This window comes from Methylobacterium sp. D53M, from assembly GCF_053345625.1.
Window position 1 is genome coordinate 115,484 of record NZ_JBKFAL010000008.1, and the last position, 20,653, is coordinate 136,136.

Consider the following 20,653-nt stretch of genomic DNA (forward strand, 5'->3'; position numbering starts at 1 on the left):
GGCGAGAGCCTCACTTCGCGTCGCCGCGCGTCAGGACCGGCTTGCCGCCGTCGGTGCGGAACCGGACCGCGTAGGTGCTGTTCGCCGACTGGGCGTTGCAGGTGATGACCACCGGGCCGCCCATCGGGTTGGGCATCTCGCAGGTGCCCTTGACCTTGAAGGTGGACTGGTCGCGCTCGGCGTACATCAGCTCGTCGACGGGCTGGTGCAGGGTGCCGCCCTCGACGGAGCCCTTGGCCGAGGCCATGAACGCCATGGCCTTGCCGTCGGTGGTGCCGAAGATGAACCCGGCCTTCGGGCTGCCGACGACGGAGGTGTTCACCGCCTCCGGGGCGCAGGTCGCGGTGAGGTCCTCCCCGTCCATCATCAGGGACTCGCAGCGGCCCTTGAAGGACAGCTTCAGGAACGTGCCCGGCGGCGGATCGCGCCCCTCCGCGCCGTCGCGCGGCGGAGGCGGCGCCTGTGACGGCGCCTGTGCCGGTGGCGGCGACGGCGGCGTCTCGGGCGTGGCCGGAGCCCGGGCCTCGGCCCGCCGGTCCCAGCCGCCGCGGGGCTGGCCGGGCTGCCAGACGCAGAGACGGGCGCCGTCATTGTCCCAGCAGGGGCCGCTCGGCGACAGGGCGCCGAGGGCCTCGGCGGCGCGCAGGCCCCCGGACGACCCGTTCCAGAAGGCCGTGGCCTTCAGCGGGTTCTGCGGGTCGCGGACGAGCTGCGCCACGACGTCGAGCTTGCCCGCGGCGTAGGAGCGGATCTCGAAGCCGCGGGCGCCGGTCTGCCCGGTCTCCGACCGGAACTGGCAGGCCCCGTCGAGGCGGACATCGCCCGCGACCTCGAGGTAGCAGTCGGCGGCCCGCGGAGCGCCGGCCTCGGGCGCCGCCGCGGGGGCGCCGCCGAAGCCGGGGCGGCCCTCGCCGACCTTCCAGGCGCAGATCCGGCTCCGGGACCCGGTCCAGCAGGCGCCGCCCGCGGTGACGCCGTCGGCGGGGCCGTCCTCGGGCTTGCCGCCGGGCTCCCGGTTCCAGGTCGCCGTGCCCTGGCCGGGCGCCGTCACCGACACGACCACGCCGTCGCGCAGGTAGCCGTTGGTGTAGGTGGCGAGGCGGAACCCGCCCACGCCGTAGCTGCGCGCGTCGGTCAGGAACTCGCAGACCCCGTCGATGACGGTCCTGCCGTCGGCCGCGAAGAAGCAGTCGGCCTTGCGGACCTTGATCTGCGCCTGCGCGGCGGCGGGCATCAGGAGGCCGGCCAGCAGGCCCGCCATCAGGGCGGCGGTGCGGTGGCCGATGCGGTTTCCGGCCCGGGGGGCCGGGAACCGCGCGGGATCCTTGCGGCGGGGACCCATGATGGCCGTCTCCTATGGATTGCCGAGGAGGCGGCGCGCCGCCTGGATGGTCCGGTCGTTGCGCTGGTCGACGACGCGGCCCTGGTAGAGATTCCGGTCGGCGAGGCGCTGCTGGAGGGCGGCCCAGAAGCCGGCGCCCCACTGGTCCTGCTCGAGATTCTGCAGGATCTCGGTGGACTTGAGCTCGAGGGCGCGGATCGTCAGGTCGGCCGCCTTCGCGGGGTCCCGCTGCAGGCCGGCGCCGCCGAGGTCGTACAGGAAGGCCGCCGAGGCCGCCGCGGGGGCGAAGGAGCGCTCGACCGCGAGGCGCTCGAGATACCGGGCCGCCAGGGGTCCGTCCGGCGCGGTGACCCGCTGCTCCCGGTTGGCCGGGGACAGGTGCATCGCGGCGTAGAGGTACTGCGCCACCGGGACGCCGCTCTCCGCCAGGCCCCGGAGCTTCGCCGCGTCGGCGGCATTGGAGACCGCGCTCTTGGACAGCGCGATGAGCTCCTCGACGCTCGGCGTTGCCGCGGGCGGTGCCGGAGGCGGCGGGCCGGCGGGCTTCGCGGCGCCGGTGTTGCCGGCTCCGGGGTTGCCCGCCCCCGCACTGCCAGCTCCCGCGTTGCCCTGCGGGCCGGCACCCCGGCCGGCCAGGGCCTGCACGGCCGCGCGCGTCTGCGGCGTCGCCGTCCCGTCGGCCGGCCCGGTGTAGAAGCCGCGCTTGGCGAGGTCGCGCTGGATCGCCGCCACGAGGTCGGGGGGCTGGCGGCCGAGCTCGTCCGTGAAGGTGGTGACCGCCCGCGGCAGCTTGGCCGCCACCGTGTTCATGTAGAGGTCGGCGGCCTTCTGCGGATCCCGCGGGACGCCGCTCCCGGCATCGGTGTAGCAGCCGGCGATCCAGTAGAGCGTCGACCAGGAATCGAGGTAGTTGTTCCGGACCGCGACCGGGTTCGCCTGGAAGGCCAGCCCGTAGCGGCAGCCCCGCTTGAGATCGTGCTGGCCGCGGGCGGGGTCGAGCAGGAGCTCGGTCATGCCGCGCTGGGCCCCGGGGAAGCCGAGGTCGGCGGGCTTCTGGTAGTAGGTCAGCGCCTTGGCGGCGTCGGGCTTGACCGGGTTCTTGGCGTAGACCGCGGCCCATTCGGGATTGTAGAGGGCGCCCATGAACGAGCGGGCGCTGACGTCGCCGACCTCGGCGGCCGTCCGCAGCTTCTCGAAGGCGGCCCGGTCGCCGTCCTTGCCGGCCTTGTCGAGCAGGTCGAGATAGAGCTTCTCGTTCTCCTTGCTGTCGGCGGGCTTGCCCCACTCGCCCGCGGGCTTCAGCAGCGCCAGGGCGAGGCCGGCCAGGAGGGCGACCGCGGCCTGAGGCAGGACCAGCCAGGCGAGGCGGTAGCGCGCGTCCGCGTACCAGAGCGTCGCGTGCGCCCGGAGCCGGTCGGTCCCGATCGTGGCGCCGCTCATGACTTGGCTTTCATGTAGGCGCGCAGGGCCGTGATGACCGCGGCATTGCGCTTGTTCTCGACCGGGAGCGTGTAGAAGCCGCGGGCGGTCAGCGCGGCCTGGATCGCGCCCCAGAACCCGTCGCTCCAGTTGCCCGCCTCCGGGAACAGCAGCCAGAAGGTGATCTGGTCGTCCTTGAGGTCGACGCCCCGCAGGGCGAGGGCCGCCGCCTTCCCGGGATCCTTGGCGACGTTGCCGTAGCCGGAATCGTACAGCACCGCCGCCTCGCCGGCCGCCATGCCGTTGCCGGCGGCCGCGGCGCGCTCGTAGGCGGCGACGGCGACCTGCGCGTCCGGCGCGAAGACGTCGCCCTTGTTCATCACCGGGTTGAACAGGCGCGCGTAGGCGGTGAGCGCGTCCGCGTCCCCGGCCTCGGCGCGGCTCTTCAGGTCGGCCATCTTCCGCCGGTCGCCGGTCCGGGCGGCGGCCTGGAGGGCCAGCACCTCCGGATCCGGGCCTTTGGGCGTCACCCGCCGCGGCTCGGGCCGCGGGGTCGCGACCGTGTTGGTGATCCCCGCCTCCACCTGGAGCGCCGTGATGATCCCGGGATTGGGCCGCCCGTCCACCGGGCCGATGTACCGGCGCTGCTCGGCCAGGTGCCGCTGGATGCCCGACACCAGGGCGGGGTTCTGCTGCCCGAGATTGTTGATGAAGGCGTCCATCGTCGGCCGGTGGCGGCGCCACAGCACCGCGGTCACCAGCCCCCCGGCCCGCACCGGGTCCTGCGGTAGGCCGCTCTCGGGCTCGACGTAGCAGGTGGCGAGCTTGACGGTCAGCCGCTCCTCGCCGGTGATCGTGCGCTCGAGCGTCTCGGGGGCGTCGATCCAGGTCTGGGCCAGGCGGCAGCCGCGCCGGAGGTCGCGGTTGGGGTTGGCCGGGTCGAGCAGCACGTCCGCGAGGCGCGTGACCGCCAGGAGATCGCCGATCGCGGCGCCCGGTCCGTAGAGGGCGGCCGCCCGGACGAAATCGTTCGGCGCGGGCTTGTTCGGGAAGTAGGCGGCGGTCAGGGGGTCGTAGAGCGTCCCGAGCTTGGTCGCGGCGTCGATCTGGCCCCGGGTGGCCGCGGCGGTCAGCGCGTCGAACGCCTCGCGGTCGCCGTCCTTGCCGGCCCGGTCGCGCAGGGCGCTCAGCTCGGCGAGCCGCGCCTTCGAGGCGGTGGCCGGCTGACCCCAGACACCCTGCGCGGCCAGCGCCATGCACAGGCCCGCCACCGCGCAGGTCACGGCCTGCGGCAGGGCGAGCCAGGCCAGGCGGTAGCGGCGATCGTCGTACCAGAGGGCCGCGTGCGCGCGCAGCCAGTCCTCGCGGGCGATGCTCATGGCTGCGACGGCTCCCGGGCCGTCACGACAGGGCGGCGGGGCGCGGGGCCCCGCCGCCGAGCGCCCGCTCGACATCCACGAGCTCGAACTGGCCGTAATCGCCCAGGGGATCGCTGGCGAGGCGCATCGCCTGGGCCTCGCGCAGGCGCTCCAAGAGCGTGCGCATCTCGCGGGCATTCGCCCAGTCGTGCCGCTGCGCGCGCTGCTCGACCCACGGGATCAGCAGGGTCTCGAAGCGCGGCGGCAGCCGGAACGATTGCCGCGACGCCATCAGGCGCAGGATCTCGACGAGGTCGTACGGGTCGTAGGCCGGGAACGCGACGGTCTTGGTGAAGCGGCCGGCGAGGCCGGGATTCGTGTCGATGAACCGGGCCATGTCGCCGGTGTAGCCGGCGACGATCACGATGATCCGGTCGCGGTTGTCCTCCATGAACTTGAGGAGGGTGTCGATCGCCTCCTTGCCGAAGTCGCTGCCGCCCCCGCCGCCCTCGGCCAGCGTGTAGGCCTCGTCGATGAACAGGATGCCGTCGAGGGCCTCGCGGCAGCGCTCCAGGGTCTTGGCCGCGGTCTGGCCGACGTAGCCCGCCACCAGCCCGGCCCGGTCGACCTCGACCACGTGCCCCTTCCGCAGGACGCCGAGCGTCCGGAAGATGTCGCCCATGATGCGCGCCACCTCGGTCTTGCCGACGCCGGGGGGCCCGGTGAACACCATGTGCTGGCTCACCGCGCCGACCTCGATGCCCTCGGCGCGGCGCCGGGCATCGACCAGCACCCGCGCCGCCACGGTCTTCACCTGCTCCTTGACCGGCGCGAGCCCGATCATCGCGTCGAGGCGGGCCATGACCTTCCGGGCCGCGTCCATGTCGACCGCGCCGCCGGCCTGGCGGCCGAGGGCCGCGGCGATGTCGGCGGGTTCGAGCCGGTTGATGTCGCCGCCGGGGCTGGCGGCGAGGCGCAGCGCCTGCGCCTGGCGGGCCTTCTCCAGGACCGTGCGCATCTCGCGGGCGTTGGCCCAGTCCTCGGCCTTCGACCGGGCCCCGACATAGGCGGCGAGGTCCTTCTCGAACCCCTCCGGCATGACGAAGCCCTGGCCCGCGGCCATGCGCTTCAGGATCTCGGCGAGCTCCGGCGGGCTGTAGGGCGGGAACTCGACGGTCTTGGTGAACCGGCTGGCGAGGCCGGGATTCGCGTCGATGAACCGGCGCATGTCGTTGGTGTAGCCGGCGACGATCACGATGATCCGGTCGCGGTTGTCCTCCATGAACTTCAGGAGGGTGTCGATCGCCTCCTTGCCGAAGTCGCCGCCGCCCCCGCCGCCGGGAGCCAGCGCGTAGGCCTCGTCGATGAACAGGATGCCGTCGAGGGCCTCCTTGCAGCGCTCCAGGGTCTTGATCGCGGTCTGGCCGGCGTAGCCCGCCACCAGCCCGGCCCGGTCGACCTCCACGAGGTGGCCCTTGCGCAGCACCTTGAGCGCCTTGAAGACGCTGCCGAGGACCCGGGCCACCTCGGTCTTGCCGACGCCGGGCGGCCCGGTGAACACCATGTGCTGGCTCATGGCCGCCACCGGCAGGTTCTGGGCGCGGCGCTGCTGCTCCACCTGCATCCGGGCGATGACGCCCTTCACCTCCAGCTTCACGGGGTCGAGCCCGACCATGCCGTCGAGGGTCGCGAGCGCGGTGGCCAGGAGGTCCTTCTTCTCCGCGGCCGCGCCGTCGTCGACGAAGCGGATCGGGCGGATCTTGCGGCTCGCCCGGGCCCGGTCCAGGGCGCGCCGCGTCGCCTCGATCCGCGCCGGGATGTAGCTCGCCGCGAGCAGGCCGCCGACGAGGCCCCCGAGGATCAGGCCGTTGCGCAGCAGCGCCGACGGCGTCGCGGCGAGCGACCCGAGCACGTCCGGCCGCAGGGCGACCAGCAGGCCGGTGGCACCCAGCACGATGACCGCGAAGAGCGCGACCGGATGCTTGTCGAGGCGTTCCATGGACGTGGCGAACCTTGGTGCTGGCCCTGGTGATGGCCTGGGTGCTGGGCGCGCGTGGCCCCTCGGGCCGCCCTCAGGCGTCCTCGCCGGTGGCGCGGAGCAGATCGACGATCTCCAGGCGGCGCAGGTCGCCGCCCTGCAGGGCGACCCGGGCGGCCTGGGCCTCGCGGGCCTTCTCCAGGAGGGTGCGCATCTCGCGGGCGTTCGACCAGTCGTCGGCACGGGACCGCTGCGCGAGCCAGGGGGTCAGCGCCGCCTCGAACCCCTCGGGGAGCGTGAATTGCTGCCGGGCCGCCATGCGCTTCAGGATCTCGCAGAGATCCTTCGGGCTGTAGGGCGGGAACTCGACGGTCTTGGTGAACCGGCCGGCGAGACCGGGATTGGTGTCGATGAACCGGCGCATGTCGTTGGTGTAGCCGGCGACGATCACGATGATCCGGTCGCGGTTGTCCTCCATGAACTTCAGGAGGGTGTCGATCGCCTCCTTGCCGAAGTCGCTCCCGCCCCCGCCGCCGGCGGCCAGGGTGTAGGCCTCGTCGATGAACAGGATGCCGTCGAGGGCCTCGTGGCACTTCTCGAGGGTCCTGGCCGCGGTCTGGCCGACATAGCCCGCCACCAGGGCCGCGCGGTCGACCTCCACGAGATGCCCGCGGCGCAGCACCTCGAGGGACCGGTAAATCTCGCCGATCGCCCGCGCCACCTCGGTCTTGCCGACGCCGGGCGGCCCGGTGAACACCATGTGCTGGCTGATCGCCGCCACCGGCAGGCCCTCGGCGCGCCGCCGCTGCTCCAGTTCCAGCCGCGCGATCAGGGCGTTGACCTCGCGCTTGACCGGCGCGAGCCCGACCATGGCCTCGAGATTCGCGATCACGGCCTCGGGGGACCGGGCCTCCACGACCCGGCGCGGCGCCACGATCAGGCGCGGCAGGGCCAGCAGGCCGCCGGCCGGCTGCCCGAGGCCGGCCTCCGCCTTCCGCGCGGCCGTCGCGGTCGCGGCGAGGCCCAGAGCCGCCAGCAGGGCGACGGCGATCCCGATCGCCGCCTTCCAGCGCAGCTCCGGCCCGGCGGCGTTCCACCAGGCGATCGGGCCGTAATCGGTGCTCAGCAGGAGCGGGGTGAGGACCGCGACCACCAGCCCGGAGACGACGAAGGGGAGGATGGCGGATTTCGACATCCGTCAGCCTCCGCAGGGCTTGCTGGTATTCCAGATCACGGGGATCCGCTGGACGCCGCCGGTCGTGTCGATCTTAAGGCCCGGCGTCAGCTCGACGAAGACGTCCTTGGCGGCGCCCTCGATGGTGATCTCGCCCTTCCCGGTCTCGTAGGGCGCCGGGAACGGGACCGCGATGTTGATCGGGCCGTCGGCGACGTTGAAGGCGGGGGACAGGTAGTTCCCGGCCCGGATGCGCACCACGCCGCCGGCATCGGCCGCCATCTTCGACAGGCGCATCTGGCCCAGGGGGGCCCGGCAGGCCTTGGCCTCCGCGACGATCTTGTCCTTCTCGTCGGAGGGCAGGGTCTCGGCGGCCTTGTCGATCTCGCCCGCCTTGACCAGCGTCAGGGCCGGCCGCGCGGCCGTCCCGGCGGTCTCGCCGCCGCCCGAGAGCAGCACGCCCGCGACGGCGCCCGCCGCCACCAGGCCGCCCACGATCGCGATGAGGCTCGGCGAGAGGCCCGGCTTGGCGGCGGGCGGGGCGCTCGGGGCCGCGCGAGGCTCGGAAAGCCTATCCTGAGCCTGCCGCTCAGCATTCTGGTGTTCGACTTCCGACATCCAGCGGGCCCCCGAACATGGAACGACGTAATTCGTGCGTCGCGTCGGCGCGCACGACATGACCTGCAGCCTCGCTCTTTTTGGAAAGATTCGAAGAAATTAGCGGGCCGATGCCTGTCACCATGACCGGCCGACTTCTAGGCAGGCGGAAAAAACCGGTCTACTAGTGTATATGACCTATCGTCGCAGCCTTGACACGCCGGGGATTTTCCTCGGCATGGCTCCGCGCCGCGACGTCATGGGGATAGATTCCGATGCTGCGACCGGGAGTGGCATGAACGGCTCCGCGCGAGAGACCCTGATCGTTGCCGACGATCACCCGCTGTTCCGCGAGGGCATGCGGCGCATCGCGGAGCGGCTCTACCCGCAGGCCCTGGTCCGGGAGGCCGCCACCATGGAGCAGGTCCTGGCGATGGCCCGCGCCGGGGCGCCCCCGCGGGCGTTCCTCCTCGACCTCCTGTTCCCCGGCCTCGATCCCCGCCACTCCATCGGCGCGCTGCGCGTCGAGTTCGAGCGGGCCTCGATCATCGTCGTGTCGATGATCGAGGACGAGGGCCTGATCCGGACCGTCATGGCCGAGGGTGCCGACGGCTTCATCGGCAAGGCGCTGCCCGCCGCGGAGATCGCCCAGGCGATCGCGGCGATCCGCGACGGCGAGTTCGTGATCCGGCGCAGCCCGGTCTCGGGTCTCGCCGCGCCGCGCGGCCCGCTCCCGCCCCTGACGCAGCGCCAGCGCGACGTGCTGCGCCTCGTCGCCTTGGGACGCACCAACAAGGAGATCGCCCGGGAACTCGAGATCTCCCCCTTCACCGTCCGCATCCACGTCTCGGCGCTCCTGCGCGCCCTCGACGTCACCTCCCGGTCCGCCGCGGCCGCGAAGGCCGCCACGGCCGGCGTCGGGGATTGAGGAGGCGGACCGTGCGGCGGGGCCGATCGTACACCTGTCCGAATGGCCCGGTGCCGGGCCCCGTGGCAGAGCCCGGCGCATGAGACGGGCGGGACGGGGAGACGGGCGCGCGGCCCGCGGGCGTTTTCTGACGGGCCTGGCCCTGGCGGTGCTGCCGGTGCTGGCTGCCGGACTGGCTGCCGGACTGGCTGCCGGGCTCGCTGCCGCGCCCGCCGCGGCCGATCCCGACCTCGCCATGCTGCCGCGCGCCACGGTGCTGGCGGCGATCTGCGGGCGGCCCGCCGACAAGGAGGCCGAGACCTGCCGGATGAAGGACGGCCGCACGGCGGAATTCTGGACCGCCGCGATGTTCTCCACCGAGACCGGGAGCCGGTTCACCGGCTTCGTCACGATGCCGGCCCCGGGCGCGGACGCCGCGGCGCCCGACCGGCTGAGCGTCGCGGCCGCCACCTACGTCCTCAAGGATATGCGCTGGCGCCTCGAAGACGTGCAAGTCCTGTCCGGCCGGATCGGGACCGGGAACCGCAACGGCGGCGCCCCGGAGGTGGACGAGCGGCTCGGCGCCGTGTTCAGGCCGCTGAGCCGGGGCCGCCTCCTGATGGGCCTGCGCCTCACGGTCTACGGGACGGCCGGATCGCAGGGCTTCTCGTACCTCCTCCTCCAGTTCCGCGACGCGCCGGCGCACTGGACGCTCGCGGGCGAGGTCGCGGCGGGTGCCGACGAGACGGCCGGCTGCGCGGAGGATCCCTGCCGGCTCGGATCGAGCACGGGACGGCTGGAGATCCTGCCGGAGGATCCGCGCGATCCCGCCGCGTGGCCCCCGGTCCGGGTCGCCCTGAGCGGCACCGTGCTGGGCGCGGACGGGGCGCTGCGTCCGGCCACGGACCGGGATGCCCGGGTCTATCGATTCGATCCGGGCGCCGGCACCTACCGCTGACGGCGCCCGCGACCGTGCGTGCGGCCGGTCGACGAGATCAGACCTGCAGTGAAGTAAAAAATAATCTGCCGCATATTTTCCGCAGGAACGTCTCGCTGCAGCACGGGGACCATTGTAGCGGAGACTGAATAAGCGGTTCTAGCACCGAAGACTCGTCCGCGCCGCCACATCGCGGGCTCCCGTCGCGTCTGGTGGCGTCGATCACCTTCAGGTAGACTTGTCAGATCTGTCCGCGATCGGCGACGGCGGCGCGCCGCTGCCCGGATCCCGGGCGGCGACGCGGCAGGGCGACTGCACGATGAAGCGACAGCGGGAGACCGGGGCCGGCACGGCGCGATTCAGGGCGGACGCCGCGGGATCCGTCCCGGCGGAGCGGGTGCCCGGCCTCGGTCTCGGCGTCGCGGCCGGCCGGGCCTGAGCCGACGATGTTCGGGTCGCGGCGCCGGCGGGACGAGGCGTACGACAACGAGAAGGCGCAGGCGCTGATTCGGGCCGTCGTCATCGGCCTCGCCTGCCTGTATCTCCTGCCCCAGATCTACGGCGGGATCGCCCCGCCGGAGGCCCGGTTCGTCGCCTATCTGGTGACGTGCCACTGGGTCTTCGCCGTGGCGCTGTACGGCTGGATCAGCCGCAATCCCGGCAGCAACACGCCGCGCCGCGTCGTCACCTTCCTCCTCGACCTCGGCGGGATGACCTACACGATGGCGGTGGGCGGCGCGCCGTTCCTGCCGCTCTACGCGATCGTCATCCGGCTGATCGTCGGCAACGGCCTGCGCTACGGCGTCACCGCCCTGAAGGCGTCCACGGCGGCGGCCCTGGTCTCGATCGCGGTCACCACGTACTTCAACGCGTACTGGCGCGCGAACCCGTTCCTCGTCCTGACGCTGACGGCCATCACCGTCCTCGTGCCGACCTACATCTACAGCCTGCTGGAGCGCCTGCGCGGCGCCTACGAGCGCGAGCAGGAGGCGAGCCTGTCCAAGTCGCGCTTCCTGGCGCAGGCGAGCCACGATCTGCGCCAGCCGATCCACGCCATCAGCCTGTTCACCGCCTGCCTGCGCGGCGCCCGGCTGGGGCCGGAGGAGCTGCAGATGGTCGAGAACATCGACCGGTCGCTGCAGAGCGTCTCGCGCCTGTTCAAGTCGCTCCTGGACATCTCGACCCTCGACAGCGGCCGGGTGGAGCCCCGGCCCGAGCCCGTCGCGATCAACGACATCCTCGAGGATGTCCGGCGCCAGAACTCCGAGGCCGCCCAGATCGCCGGGACGGCCCTGCGCAGCCGCGCCTGCGCGGTCGTGGTGCGCACCGACCGGGCCCTGCTCACGACCATGGTCCAGAACATCGTCAACAACGCGATCAAGTACGCGCCCGGCCGGCCGATCCTGATCGCCTGCCGCCGGCGGGGCGACCGGCTCGCCATCCAGGTCTACGATCGCGGCCCCGGGATCCCGGTCGCGCATCAGGAGCGGGTCTTCGACGAGTTCTACCAAGTCCGCCGCCGCGGCGACCGGGACGTCGAGGGGGTGGGCCTCGGCCTGCCGATCGTCCGGCGGCTCGGCGCGCTCCTGGACCTGACGGTGACGCTGCGCTCGGTGCCGGGGCGCGGGACCTGCGTGACGATCGGTGACCTGCCCCTCGCCCGGGCCCCGCAGCCTGCGGCCCTCCCCGCCCGGCTCGACCCGCCGGCGACGATCGGCGGCCTGCGCGTGCTGCTGGTGGAGGACGACGCTGCCGTGCTGCGGGCGACCGCCAGCCTGCTGGAGAAATGGGGCTGCCGCGTCCGGCCCGAGACCGGGATCCCCGACGCCGTGCCGGAGATCGACCTCCTCATCACCGATTTCGAGCTCGGGAACGGCGTCACGGGGACGGACTGCATCGCGGCGGTCCGGAGGCTCGCCGGCCGCCCGCTGCCGGCGGTGGTGATGAGCGGCCACGACGAGGCGCGCGTGCGCGAGGATCTGGGGGCGCCGGACATCCCGATCCTCTCGAAACCGGTCCGGCCGGCCGAGCTGCGCTCCGTGCTCACCGCCGCGAGCCTCCGGCTGCGCCCCCGGCCGGCGCCGGCCGCGTGAGGCGCGGTCGGCCCCCTACCGGGCCGGTTCGCCCGGGGCCCTGCCCGGCTCCCTGCCCGGCTCCTCGCCGGGACGCGCGGTCCCCGTCCGGCCGCCCTGCTGGTCGAGCATCGCCCGGAGCAGCGCGTCCCGCGCGAGGCCGTGCTCGGTCGCGATGCGGTCCACGATCCGGAGCGCCTGCGCGGCGGGGGAGCGGTCCGTCACCGGCAATTGCGCGAAGGCCTGGCTGAGTCGCGTTCCCGCGACGTATCCGATGACGATCCCGACGATCCCGACGAGGACGCCGCAGGCGCCGGCCAGGATCAGGACGCCGAACTTCATCACTCACCCGCCGGCTGCCGCGAGACTGCCGGCCTTCTGACCATCCCGCGCGGGTGATCTCAAGAGGCGGGCGGCCGGCTCGGCGGCCCCGGTCGCCGCGTCAGCCCTGCTCCGCGCGGTCCGCGCCGTCGCGGGCCTCGGCCTCCCGCCGGGCCGCGCGGGCCTGAGCGATCAGGTCGACGGCCGTCAGCGGGGCGTTCGCCCCCACGCCGCCGGCCAGCAGCAGGCCCGGCGGCACCGTCCGGACCTGGGCACGGCCGCCGCGGACGCCGCGGCGGCCGGCCCTTCGATCGGTCGCGTTCGTCATGACAGCGCGCCGCCCGTCAGCGCGGGCCGGCCTGCGGCCGCGGCCGCGGAACGGCGATGGTGACCAGTTCGCCGGTGATCGGATCCAGGATCGTCATGGCCCCCCCCGTGGTTGTGCCCCATGGCGGACCTGAATTGTGTTTTAACATTGGCCAACCGGGGCCGTGTGCACAGATTTGGCGGTCGATGTCGGCCCCAGCCGCGCTCCGATTGTTGATTATCCGTCCCGATATCCGGATCGAAGTGCCGTATTCCCGGGCCCGGCGCCGGCGGGACGTGCGGCGGGACGTGCGGCGGGCGCGCTAGACGGACATCCAGCGGAGCACGTCGGCCTCGATCATCCCGGCCCGGGGGCCGGCCAGCACCACCTGCCCGCGATCCATCACCGCGTAGGAATCGCAGAGGTCCCGAGCCCACTCGAAATACTGCTCGACCAGCACGATCCCCATCTCGCCCTTGCCGCGCAGGTAGGTGATCGCCCGGCCGATATCCTTGATGATCGAGGGCTGGATTCCCTCGGTCGGCTCGTCGAGCACGAGCAGCTTCGGCCGCGTCACCAGCGCCCGGCCGATGGCGAGCTGCTGCTGCTGGCCGCCCGAGAGGTCGCCGCCGCGCCGGTGCAGCATGTCCTTGAGCACCGGGAACAGGTCGTAGATCTCCCCCGGGATATGGCGGTCGCGGCGCTTCAGCGGCGCGAAGCCGGTCTCCAGGTTCTCCTTCACGGTGAGCAGCGGGAAGATCTCGCGGCCCTGGGGCACGAAGGCGATCCCGGCGCGCGCCCGGTCGTAGGGCGCGAGGCCCTGGATCGGGCGGCCGTCGAGACGGATCGCGCCGGAGCGCACCGGCTGCTGGCCGACGATCGCCCGCAGCAGCGAGGTCTTGCCGACGCCGTTGCGGCCGAGGACCGTCGTGACCCGCCCGGCCTCGGCGGTCAGCGAGACGCCGCGGAGCGCCTGCGCGGCGCCGTAATAGAGGTCGATGCCGTCGACGGAGAGCATGGTCATCGTCCCAGATACACCTCGACGACTCGCGGGTCGGCCGAGACGGCGTCGATCGAGCCCTCGGCCAGCACCGCGCCCTCGTGCAGGCAGGTGACCCGGCAGCCGAGGTCCCGGACGAAGTGCATGTCGTGCTCGACCACCAGCACGGCGTGCTCGCCGGCGATGCGGCGCAGCAGGCGGGCGGTCTCGGCGGTCTCGGCGTCGGTCATGCCGGCCACCGGCTCGTCGACGAGCAGGAGTTGCGGGTCCTGCGCGAGCAGCATGCCGATCTCCAGCCACTGCTTCTGGCCGTGGCTGAGATCGGCCGCCGGGCGGCCCCGGTGGGCCAGCAGGCCGACGGTCTCCAGCAGGGAATCGATCCGCGCGGCCTCCACCCGGTTGCGCCAGCCGAACAGGGACGCGAAGGCGGCGCGCGGACCTTTGAGGGCGAGCAGGATGTTGTCGGCGACCGTGTGGCTCTCGAACACGGTGGGCTTCTGGAACTTGCGGCCGATGCCGAGGTCGGCGATCGCCGGCTCGTCGCTCCTGAGCAGGTCGTGGGTGCCGTCGAACAGCGCGATGCCGCTGTCCGGCCGCGTCTTGCCGGTGATGCAGTCCATCATGGTGGTCTTGCCGGCGCCGTTCGGGCCGATGATCGCCCGCAACTCGCCGCGGGCCAGCGTCAGCGACAGGCCGCGCAGGGCCTTGTAGCCGTCGAAGGTCACCCGCAGGTCGTCGAGGTAGAGGAGCGCGTCCGTCTCGCGCTTCCGGTTGGCGGGGCCGCGGGCAGCGGCATCCGGCGGTTCGAGGAGGTCGGTGCTCACGAGCCCTGCCCTTCTTCGGCGAGTTTCGGGGCGATGGCGGGCTCCGGCGGCAGCTTGGCGGCGGCGCGCCGGGAGCCGAACCGCTCGATCGCGGTGCCGACGAGGCCGCGCGGCAGGAACAGCGTCACGAACACGAACAGGCCGCCGAGCGCGAACAGCCACGCGTCCGGCATCGCGCCGGTGAGCACGGTCTTGGCGTAGTTGACCAACACGGCGCCGAGCGCCGCGCCGACCAGCGTGCCGCGACCGCCCACCGCCACCCAGATGACCGTCTCGATGGAGTTGGTGGGCGCGAACTCCCCCGGGTTGATGATGCCGACCTGCGGCACGTAGAGGGCGCCGGCGACGCCCGCCATCATGGCCGAGACCGTGAAGGCCAGCGTCTTGAAGTGCTCCGGCCGGTAGCCGAGGAAGCGCGTGCGGCTCTCGGCGTCGCGCACGGCGATCAGGATCTTGCCGTAGGCCGAGACCGTCATGACCCGGGCGATCAGGTAGCCCAAAGCCAGCGCGATTCCGGTGGCCACGAAGATGCCGACGCGGAAATTCTGTGCCTGAACCGAGAGTCCCAGGAGATCCTTGAAGTCGGTCAGCCCGTTGTTGCCGCCGAGCCCCATGTCGTTGCGGAAGAAGGCGAGCATCAGCGCGTAGGTCAGCGCCTGGGTGATGATCGACAGGTAGACGCCGGTCACCCGCGACCGGAAGGCGAGCCAGCCGAACACGAAGGCCAGCAGGCCCGGCACCAGCAGCACCATCAGGGCCGCGAAGGCGAAGTGGTCGAAGCCGTACCAGTACCAGGGCAGCGCCTTGTAGTTCAGGAACACCATGAAGTCGGGCAGAACCGGGTTGCCGTAGACGCCCCGGGCGCCGATCTGGCGCATCAGGTACATGCCCATCGCGTAGCCGCCGAGGGCGAAGAACGCCCCGTGGCCGAGCGAGAGGATGCCGCAATAGCCCCAGACGAGGTCGAGGCTGACCGCGAGCAGCGCGTAGGCGAGGTATTTTCCGAAGAGCGAGACGAGGTAGGTCGGCAGGTGCAGGCCGGAGCCCTCCGGCACCGCGAGATTCAGCACCGGCACGGCGAGGCAGAAGGCGGCCAGGACGGCGAGGAAGATCCAGCCCTTCAGGTCGATGAGGGGGGTGCGAGGCGGCATGGGGCTCACGATTCCACCGCCCGGCCCTTGAGCGCGAACAGGCCGCGCGGGCGCTTCTGGATGAACAGGATGATGAAGATCAGGAGGCCGATCTTGGCCAGCACCGCGCCGATATACGGCTCGGCGAGCTTGTTCACGACGCCGAGCGTCAGCGCCGCCACCAGCGTCCCCCAGAGGTTGCCGACGCCGCCGAACACCACCACGAGGAACGAGTCGATGATGTAGCCCTGGCCGAGATTGGGCGAGACGTTGTCGATCTGCGAGAGGGCGACGCCCGCGATCCCCGCGATGCCGGAGCCGAGCCCGAAGGTCAGGGCGTCGACGTAGGGGGTGCGGATGCCCATCGCGGCGGCCATGCGGCGGTTCTGGGTGACCGCCCGGGTCTTCAGGCCGAAGGACGTCTTCCGCAGCACGAACAGGAGGCCCAGGAACACGGCGAACGCGAACACGATGATCCACATCCGGCCCCAGGTGATCGACAGGCCGTAGAAGTCGAAGGCGCCGCTCATGAAGGCGGGGGCGCCGACCTCGCGGTTGGTCGGGCCGAAGATCGAGCGCACGCCCTGCTGCAGCGCGAGGCTGACCCCGAAGGTGGCGAGCAGCGTCTCCAGCGGGCGCCCGTACAGGAAGCGGATGATGAACCGCTCGATCAGCACCCCGACGAGGCCGGCGACCAGGAACGCGCAGGGGATGCTGATCGCCAGCGACCAGCCGAACAGGACGGGCGCCTTGGTGCGGATCAGCTCCTGCACGAGGTAGGTCGTGTAGGCGCCGAGCATCACCATCTCGCCGTGGGCCATGTTGATCACGCCCATCACCCCGAAGGTGATGGCGAGCCCGATGGCGGCGAGCAGCAGGACCGAGCCGAGCGAGATGCCGTACCAGACGTTCTGGAGGGCGCCGATTATCGCGAGCCGCGTCTCGATCGCCGCGATGCCGCGGGCGGCGGCGGCGCGCACGGCCTCGCTCGGATCCGCCGCGAGACCGCGCAGGATGCCCATCGCGTCGCCATCGCCCCGGGCCTGGATGGCGGGAAGCGCGGCAATCCGGTCGGGTTCCGCGGTGCCGGGCCTCGCGAGCAGCACGGCGGCGCGGGCCTCGGTGAGCGCCTGCCGGACGCCCGGACTGGTCTCGCGGGCGAGCGCCGCGTCGAGGGCCGGCAGCGCGGCCGCGTCCCGCGCCTTGAACACCGCGTCGGCGGCGGCCCGGCGCCGGGCCGGGTCGGGGCTCGCGAGGTCGAGCTGCCCGCGGGCGGCCTCGATCGCCCGGCGGACGCGGTTGTTGGCCCGCACCGGCTTGAGGTCGGGGCTGTCGGCGGCCGGGGCGCCGGTCCTCGCGTCCACGACGGCGCCGCCCTGCCGGATGAGAAGGGTCTTGTCCGGGCCCACCAGCAGGCGGCCGTCCGACAGGGCCGAGAGGATCGCGTCGGCGCGCGGGTCGCCAGAGGCGGCGAGGCCGGAGACGCCGGCCTCGATCTCGGCGTAGCCGTCGCCGGCGAGCTGGCCGTAGGGGTCGGGCGCCTGCGCGAGCGCCGGGGCGGCCAGCATCAGGAAGAGGAGGGTCAGGAGACGGAGCATCGGGGCCGTTCTGCGAGCCGGGAGCGGTGCGCCCCACACGGGTGAGGCGCGTGTCCCCTCTCCCCGCTCGCGGGGAGAGGAGGTGCAGGGCTTACGCGCCGCCGCAGGACTTGGTCTTGGTGTTGTAGTTGCCGCACTTGAGCTTGACCCAGTCGGCCTCGAGGTCCTTCGAGCCCTCGAGCTGCTTCGACCACGCCTCGCCGGGGATCAGGCCCTCGGTCTTCCAGACCACGTCGAACTGGCCGTTCGCCTCGATCTCGCCGATGAAGACCGGCTTGGTGATGTGGTGGTTCGGCAGCATCTTCGCGGTGCCGCCGGTGAGGTTCTTCTGCTCGATGCCCGGCAGCGCGTCGATCACCTTGTCGGGGTCCGTGGTGCCGGCCTTCTCGACCGCCTTCACCCACATGTTGAAGCCGATGTAGTGGGCCTCCATCGGGTCGTTGGTGACGGCCTTGGGGTTCTTCTTGAACGCCTGCCACTTCTTGATGAAGGCCTCGTTCTCCGGCGTCTTGATCGACTCGAAGTAGTTCCAGGCGGCGAGGTGGCCGACCAGCGGCTTGGCGTCGATGCCGGCGAGCTCCTCCTCGCCCACCGAGAAGGCGACGACCGGGATGTCGGTGGCCTTGATACCCTGGTTGCCGAGCTCCTTGTAGAACGGCACGTTGGCGTCGCCGTTGATGGTCGAGACCACGGCGGTCTTCTTGCCGGCCGACCCGAACGCCTTGATCTTCGACACCTCCGTCTGCCAGTCCGAGAAGCCGAACGGCGTGTAGTTGATCATGATGTCCTCGTCCTTGACCCCCTTGGACTTGAGGTAGGCTTCGAGGATCTTGTTGGTGGTGCGCGGGTAGACGTAGTCGGTCCCCTCGAGCACCCAGCGCTTGGCGCCGCCGCCATCCTCCGACATCAGGTAGTCGACCGCCGGGATCGCCTGCTGGTTCGGGGCGGCGCCGGTGTAGAACACGTTCCGCTCGCTCTCCTCGCCCTCGTACTGGACGGGGTAGAACAGGATGTTGTCGAGCTCCTTGAAGACCGGCAGCACGGACTTGCGCGACACGCTGGTCCAGCAGCCGAACACCGCCGCGACCTTGTCCTTGCTGATCAGCTCGCGGGCCTTCTCGGCGAAGAGCGGCCAGTTCGAGGCCGGATCGACCACCACCGGCTCCAGCTTCTTGCCCAGCACGCCGCCCTTGGCGTTCTGCTCGGCGATGAGCATCAGCATCGCGTCCTTGAGGGTGGTCTCCGAGATCGCCATCGTGCCCGACAGCGAGTGCAGGATCCCGACCTTGATGGTCTCCTGCGCCCGGGCGGCGCCCGCCCCCAGCGTGCCCATCGCCAGCCCGGCGGCCAGTGCGGCGGCCGAGGCCCAAGTTCCAAATGCCTTCATGGCGGTCCCCTGCGTCGTCTTCCTCGCGACGGGGCGGGCTTCGCAAATCGTGTGCCAATTATTTAGGCATGGCGCGCCGGGAGGCTGCTCGGGGCGCGCCGGCGCCCAGAAGGACGGCGATTCGCCCGCCGGAGCGGCAGCGCCGTGCCGCGTCCTGCGGCGTCGGGGGGCGCGTCGGGGGGCGGGCGGACCAAGCGGTGGGCACCGGCGACCGCAATCTCGCCAGCACGTTGAACGGATGCGGATCGATGCCACTTACCTCAGCCCGCGGGGCGGGCGGCGCCCGTCCGCCGGGGCGGGAGGGGGTCCTGGGCTGAAGGCTGTCATGGCAGAGCGCTACTATTTCCGCCTGAGGAGCGACGGCGAGACGATCGAGGACGAGACCGGCGTCCTCGCCGCGTCGGTCGCGCACGCCGAGGCGGAGGCGCTGGTGCTGATCGAGGAGTTCCGGAAGGCCGGCGAGCTGCCGGACGCCGCGGCGGGCTGGCGGATGGAGATCCACGACGCGAACGGCACCGTCCTGCGCACGCTGCCGCTCTCCTGATACGCCGACCCGGCCCCATGCCCCGACGGGCACGGCGCGGCGCGACCCCAGCGCGACCCCAGCGCGACTTGTCGCGACCTTCGCGGCCGATGCCGGGAGGCGGCCCCGGTCCGATCGCGCCGAGAGCCGCATTCGGGCGTGGCGATCATTTGATGCGTTCGCGGAGTAAGGATAAGCCGTCACGCGTTTACGCAGAGGCGGCTCCGCGCGCGGGGCAGGATGTCCGGGAGATCCCTTGAACCCCTTCCTTCGGAAGCTGGCCCTGCGCGCGAACCTGGACGAGGGCGACGTGGCCGCCCTGGCAGCGGCGACCAGCGATGTCGCGCAGGTCGAGGCGGGCCGCGACCTGGTCTCGGAAGGCGTGCGGCCCGACGCCGCCTACGTGATCCTCGACGGGTTCGCCTGCCGCTACAAGCTGGTGCCCGACGGGGGGCGCTCGATCCTCGCCTACCTCGTGCCCGGCGACGGCTGCGACCTGCACGCGTCCCTGCTCAACCGGGCGATCCACTCCGTGGCGACGCTGACCCCCTGCACCGTCGCCTCGGTCCCCTACCGGACGATCAAGGAACTCGCCGCCCTCCGGCCCAACATCTACCGCGCCCTCTGGTGGTCGGTCCTGGTCGACGAGGCCGTCCTGCAGGAATGGCTCGTCGGGGTGGGGCGCCGGTCCGCCGACAGGCAGGTCGCCCACATCATCTGCGAGCTCTTCGCGCGCCTGAACGCCGTCGGCCTCGGCCTGGAGCCCGATTACCGCCTGCCGCTGGCGCAGTCCGAGCTGGCCGACACGGCGGGGCTCTCGAACGTCCACCTCTCGCGCGTCCTCTCCGATCTGCGCAGGGCCGGCCTGATCGAGAGCGGGCGCAAGAGCGTGCGTGTGCCGAATCTCGAGCGTCTGCGGGAGTTTTCCGGGTTCACGCCCGACTACCTGCTCCTGCCCGGCCCGAACCCGCCCGTGGAGGCGCTCGGCGCGCTGCCGCAGATGACCGGGCAGGTGCGGGCGGCGTCCGGCTCGTGAGGCTCACCGGCCGTCGCCGTCCCAGTCCGTCTCGGGATCCTCGGCCACGCGGCGCCCGATCTGGGCCGTGAGCGGCACGCGGATCGCGCAGCGCAGCCCGTCCGGCTCGTAGCGCAGGTCGACCGCCGCGCCGAGATCGTAGGCCAGCATCTCCGTCAGCACGTCCGTGCCGAAGCCGCGCCGTCCGGAGGCCTGCACATCGCTGCCGCCGGTCTCGGCCCAGTCGAGGCTGAGGACGGGCGGTCCGGCCTCCGCGTCCGTCACCCGCCACGCGGCGCGGATCCGGCCCTGGGGGAGCGCCAGGGATCCGTGCTCCACCGCGTTGCTCGCCAGTTCGTGCAGGGCCAGCGCGACGACCTGGGCGGCCTTGGGGCGGAGGCGCATCCGCGGGCCCGCGAGGCTGGCCTGCTCGCCCTCGCGGGCGAGGTGGAACATCAGCTCGTCCGAGATCAGCGTGTGCAGGTCCGCGTCGCCGAACGCGTCCGTGGCGGCCTGCACGCGCATGATCGCCCCGAACCGGCCGTCGAGATGCGCCACGTAGCTCTCGACGTCCGCGGCGCTCTCGGCGGAGCGGTGCATGACGGTGCGCATCATCGCCATCGTGTTGCGCATGCCGTGGCGCAGGCCGTCCGGGAGCCCCGCCGCGTCGAGCAGCCGGCGCAGGCGCGCGTTGTCGGCCTCGAGGGCCGCGAGTCGCTCCGCCGGATCGCGAGGGTCTGTCATGCCGGGCCACTCCGGATGTG

The 20,653-nt window shown here is 72.4% G+C and carries 20 protein-coding genes; 6 read left to right on the forward strand and 14 right to left on the reverse strand.

Features of this window, described 5'->3' with window-relative positions; all coding sequences use genetic code 11:
• Nucleotides 1–10: 10 nt before the first annotated feature.
• From ACLBYG_RS14340 to ACLBYG_RS14365, 6 genes are all read right to left on the reverse strand, one after another.
• Nucleotides 11–1,342 (reverse strand): hypothetical protein, encoded by a 1,332-nt coding sequence (locus ACLBYG_RS14340; RefSeq protein WP_447681874.1) that lies wholly within the window; start codon nt 1,340–1,342, stop codon nt 11–13.
• 12 nt (nt 1,343–1,354) lie between these two features.
• Nucleotides 1,355–2,782, reverse strand: a complete 1,428-nt coding sequence (locus ACLBYG_RS14345; RefSeq protein WP_447681875.1) for a peptidoglycan-binding protein — start codon at nt 2,780–2,782, stop codon at nt 1,355–1,357.
• A complete protein-coding gene (locus ACLBYG_RS14350) occupies nt 2,779–4,140 on the reverse strand; it encodes a hypothetical protein (protein WP_447681876.1) in 1,362 nt (453 codons plus the stop codon). The genes ACLBYG_RS14345 and ACLBYG_RS14350 overlap by 4 nt, the downstream gene beginning before the upstream one ends.
• Nucleotides 4,141–4,162: 22 nt before the next feature.
• A complete protein-coding gene (locus ACLBYG_RS14355; protein WP_447681877.1) occupies nt 4,163–6,118 on the reverse strand; it encodes an AAA family ATPase in 1,956 nt (651 codons plus the stop codon).
• A gap of 73 nt (nt 6,119–6,191) precedes the next feature.
• Nucleotides 6,192–7,292 carry an AAA family ATPase gene (locus tag ACLBYG_RS14360; protein WP_447681878.1) on the reverse strand — a complete coding sequence of 367 codons (1,101 nt, stop codon included), beginning with the start codon at nt 7,290–7,292 and terminating at the stop codon, nt 6,192–6,194.
• 3 nt (nt 7,293–7,295) lie between these two features.
• On the reverse strand, nt 7,296–7,889 hold the full coding sequence (locus ACLBYG_RS14365) for a hypothetical protein (RefSeq protein ID WP_042671987.1): 594 nt from the start codon (nt 7,887–7,889) through the stop codon (nt 7,296–7,298).
• Nucleotides 7,890–8,163: 274 nt separating this feature from the next.
• On the opposite strand from ACLBYG_RS14365, the gene ACLBYG_RS14370 reads away from it, so the two are divergent.
• The 4 genes from ACLBYG_RS14370 to ACLBYG_RS14385 all read left to right on the forward strand — a co-directional run bounded on the left by ACLBYG_RS14370 (nt 8,164) and on the right by ACLBYG_RS14385 (nt 11,805).
• On the forward strand, nt 8,164–8,796 hold the full coding sequence (locus tag ACLBYG_RS14370) for a LuxR C-terminal-related transcriptional regulator (protein WP_042671988.1): 633 nt from the start codon (nt 8,164–8,166) through the stop codon (nt 8,794–8,796).
• 79 nt (nt 8,797–8,875) lie between these two features.
• A complete protein-coding gene (locus ACLBYG_RS14375) occupies nt 8,876–9,733 on the forward strand; it encodes a hypothetical protein (protein ID WP_447681879.1) in 858 nt (285 codons plus the stop codon).
• 217 nt (nt 9,734–9,950) lie between these two features.
• Nucleotides 9,951–10,151, forward strand: coding sequence for a hypothetical protein (locus tag ACLBYG_RS14380; RefSeq protein ID WP_042671989.1), 201 nt, complete (start codon nt 9,951–9,953; stop codon nt 10,149–10,151).
• A gap of 7 nt (nt 10,152–10,158) precedes the next feature.
• Complete coding sequence (locus ACLBYG_RS14385) at nt 10,159–11,805, forward strand: hybrid sensor histidine kinase/response regulator (RefSeq protein ID WP_091926788.1); 1,647 nt, start codon at nt 10,159–10,161, stop codon at nt 11,803–11,805.
• A 15-nt stretch (nt 11,806–11,820) separates the two neighbouring features.
• On the opposite strand, the gene ACLBYG_RS14390 is transcribed toward ACLBYG_RS14385, so the two are convergent.
• From ACLBYG_RS14390 to urtA, 7 genes are all read right to left on the reverse strand, one after another.
• Entirely contained in the window at nt 11,821–12,126 is a 306-nt protein-coding gene (locus tag ACLBYG_RS14390) for a hypothetical protein (protein ID WP_447681880.1), read from the reverse strand.
• A gap of 100 nt (nt 12,127–12,226) precedes the next feature.
• Complete coding sequence (locus ACLBYG_RS14395) at nt 12,227–12,433, reverse strand: hypothetical protein (protein WP_020095148.1); 207 nt, start codon at nt 12,431–12,433, stop codon at nt 12,227–12,229.
• A 301-nt stretch (nt 12,434–12,734) separates the two neighbouring features.
• On the reverse strand, nt 12,735–13,430 hold the full coding sequence (urtE, locus tag ACLBYG_RS14400) for an urea ABC transporter ATP-binding subunit UrtE (RefSeq protein ID WP_447681931.1): 696 nt from the start codon (nt 13,428–13,430) through the stop codon (nt 12,735–12,737).
• Between the two features lie 2 nt (nt 13,431–13,432).
• On the reverse strand, nt 13,433–14,236 hold the full coding sequence (urtD, locus tag ACLBYG_RS14405; protein ID WP_447681881.1) for an urea ABC transporter ATP-binding protein UrtD: 804 nt from the start codon (nt 14,234–14,236) through the stop codon (nt 13,433–13,435).
• Nucleotides 14,233–15,387, reverse strand: coding sequence for an urea ABC transporter permease subunit UrtC (gene urtC / locus ACLBYG_RS14410; RefSeq protein WP_026605241.1), 1,155 nt, complete (start codon nt 15,385–15,387; stop codon nt 14,233–14,235). Before urtC ends, urtD begins: the two co-directional genes overlap by 4 nt.
• Nucleotides 15,388–15,392: 5 nt before the next feature.
• Entirely contained in the window at nt 15,393–16,964 is a 1,572-nt protein-coding gene (gene urtB, locus ACLBYG_RS14415) for an urea ABC transporter permease subunit UrtB (protein WP_447681882.1), read from the reverse strand.
• 91 nt (nt 16,965–17,055) lie between these two features.
• Entirely contained in the window at nt 17,056–18,351 is a 1,296-nt protein-coding gene (gene urtA, locus ACLBYG_RS14420; protein WP_056530753.1) for an urea ABC transporter substrate-binding protein, read from the reverse strand.
• A 325-nt stretch (nt 18,352–18,676) separates the two neighbouring features.
• Here urtA and ACLBYG_RS14425 point away from each other — a divergent pair, with 325 nt between their 5' ends.
• Both ACLBYG_RS14425 and ACLBYG_RS14430 read left to right on the forward strand, forming a co-directional pair.
• Complete coding sequence (locus tag ACLBYG_RS14425) at nt 18,677–18,895, forward strand: DUF6894 family protein (RefSeq protein ID WP_020095142.1); 219 nt, start codon at nt 18,677–18,679, stop codon at nt 18,893–18,895.
• 235 nt (nt 18,896–19,130) lie between these two features.
• The gene (locus ACLBYG_RS14430) at nt 19,131–19,910 is read left to right on the forward strand and encodes a Crp/Fnr family transcriptional regulator (protein ID WP_447681883.1); all 780 of its coding nucleotides are present in this window, start codon (nt 19,131–19,133) and stop codon (nt 19,908–19,910) included.
• Nucleotides 19,911–19,913: 3 nt separating this feature from the next.
• Here ACLBYG_RS14430 and ACLBYG_RS14435 read toward each other — a convergent pair whose 3' ends face one another.
• Nucleotides 19,914–20,633 (reverse strand): HWE histidine kinase domain-containing protein, encoded by a 720-nt coding sequence (locus tag ACLBYG_RS14435; RefSeq protein WP_447681884.1) that lies wholly within the window; start codon nt 20,631–20,633, stop codon nt 19,914–19,916.
• Nucleotides 20,634–20,653: the final 20 nt, after the last annotated feature.

Bases quoted from the DNA above. Each gene is read 5' to 3' on its own strand.
- ACLBYG_RS14365 (WP_042671987.1), bottom strand. From the start codon at position 7,889: ATGTCGGAAGTCGAACACCAGAATGCTGAGCGGCAGGCTCAGGATAGG.
- ACLBYG_RS14340 (WP_447681874.1), bottom strand. From the start codon at position 1,342: ATGGGTCCCCGCCGCAAGGATCCCGCGCGGTTCCCGGCCCCCCGGGCC.
- ACLBYG_RS14350 (WP_447681876.1), bottom strand. From the start codon at position 4,140: ATGAGCATCGCCCGCGAGGACTGGCTGCGCGCGCACGCGGCCCTCTGG.
- ACLBYG_RS14355 (WP_447681877.1), bottom strand. From the start codon at position 6,118: ATGGAACGCCTCGACAAGCATCCGGTCGCGCTCTTCGCGGTCATCGTG.
- ACLBYG_RS14390 (WP_447681880.1), bottom strand. From the start codon at position 12,126: ATGAAGTTCGGCGTCCTGATCCTGGCCGGCGCCTGCGGCGTCCTCGTC.
- ACLBYG_RS14375 (WP_447681879.1), top strand. From the start codon at position 8,876: ATGAGACGGGCGGGACGGGGAGACGGGCGCGCGGCCCGCGGGCGTTTT.
- ACLBYG_RS14425 (WP_020095142.1), top strand. From the start codon at position 18,677: ATGGCAGAGCGCTACTATTTCCGCCTGAGGAGCGACGGCGAGACGATC.
- ACLBYG_RS14370 (WP_042671988.1), top strand. From the start codon at position 8,164: ATGAACGGCTCCGCGCGAGAGACCCTGATCGTTGCCGACGATCACCCG.
- ACLBYG_RS14345 (WP_447681875.1), bottom strand. From the start codon at position 2,782: ATGAGCGGCGCCACGATCGGGACCGACCGGCTCCGGGCGCACGCGACG.
- urtB (WP_447681882.1), bottom strand. From the start codon at position 16,964: ATGCTCCGTCTCCTGACCCTCCTCTTCCTGATGCTGGCCGCCCCGGCG.
- ACLBYG_RS14360 (WP_447681878.1), bottom strand. From the start codon at position 7,292: ATGTCGAAATCCGCCATCCTCCCCTTCGTCGTCTCCGGGCTGGTGGTC.
- urtC (WP_026605241.1), bottom strand. From the start codon at position 15,387: ATGCCGCCTCGCACCCCCCTCATCGACCTGAAGGGCTGGATCTTCCTC.
- urtA (WP_056530753.1), bottom strand. From the start codon at position 18,351: ATGAAGGCATTTGGAACTTGGGCCTCGGCCGCCGCACTGGCCGCCGGG.
- ACLBYG_RS14395 (WP_020095148.1), bottom strand. From the start codon at position 12,433: ATGACGAACGCGACCGATCGAAGGGCCGGCCGCCGCGGCGTCCGCGGC.
- ACLBYG_RS14435 (WP_447681884.1), bottom strand. From the start codon at position 20,633: ATGACAGACCCTCGCGATCCGGCGGAGCGACTCGCGGCCCTCGAGGCC.
- ACLBYG_RS14385 (WP_091926788.1), top strand. From the start codon at position 10,159: ATGTTCGGGTCGCGGCGCCGGCGGGACGAGGCGTACGACAACGAGAAG.
- urtE (WP_447681931.1), bottom strand. From the start codon at position 13,430: ATGCTCTCCGTCGACGGCATCGACCTCTATTACGGCGCCGCGCAGGCG.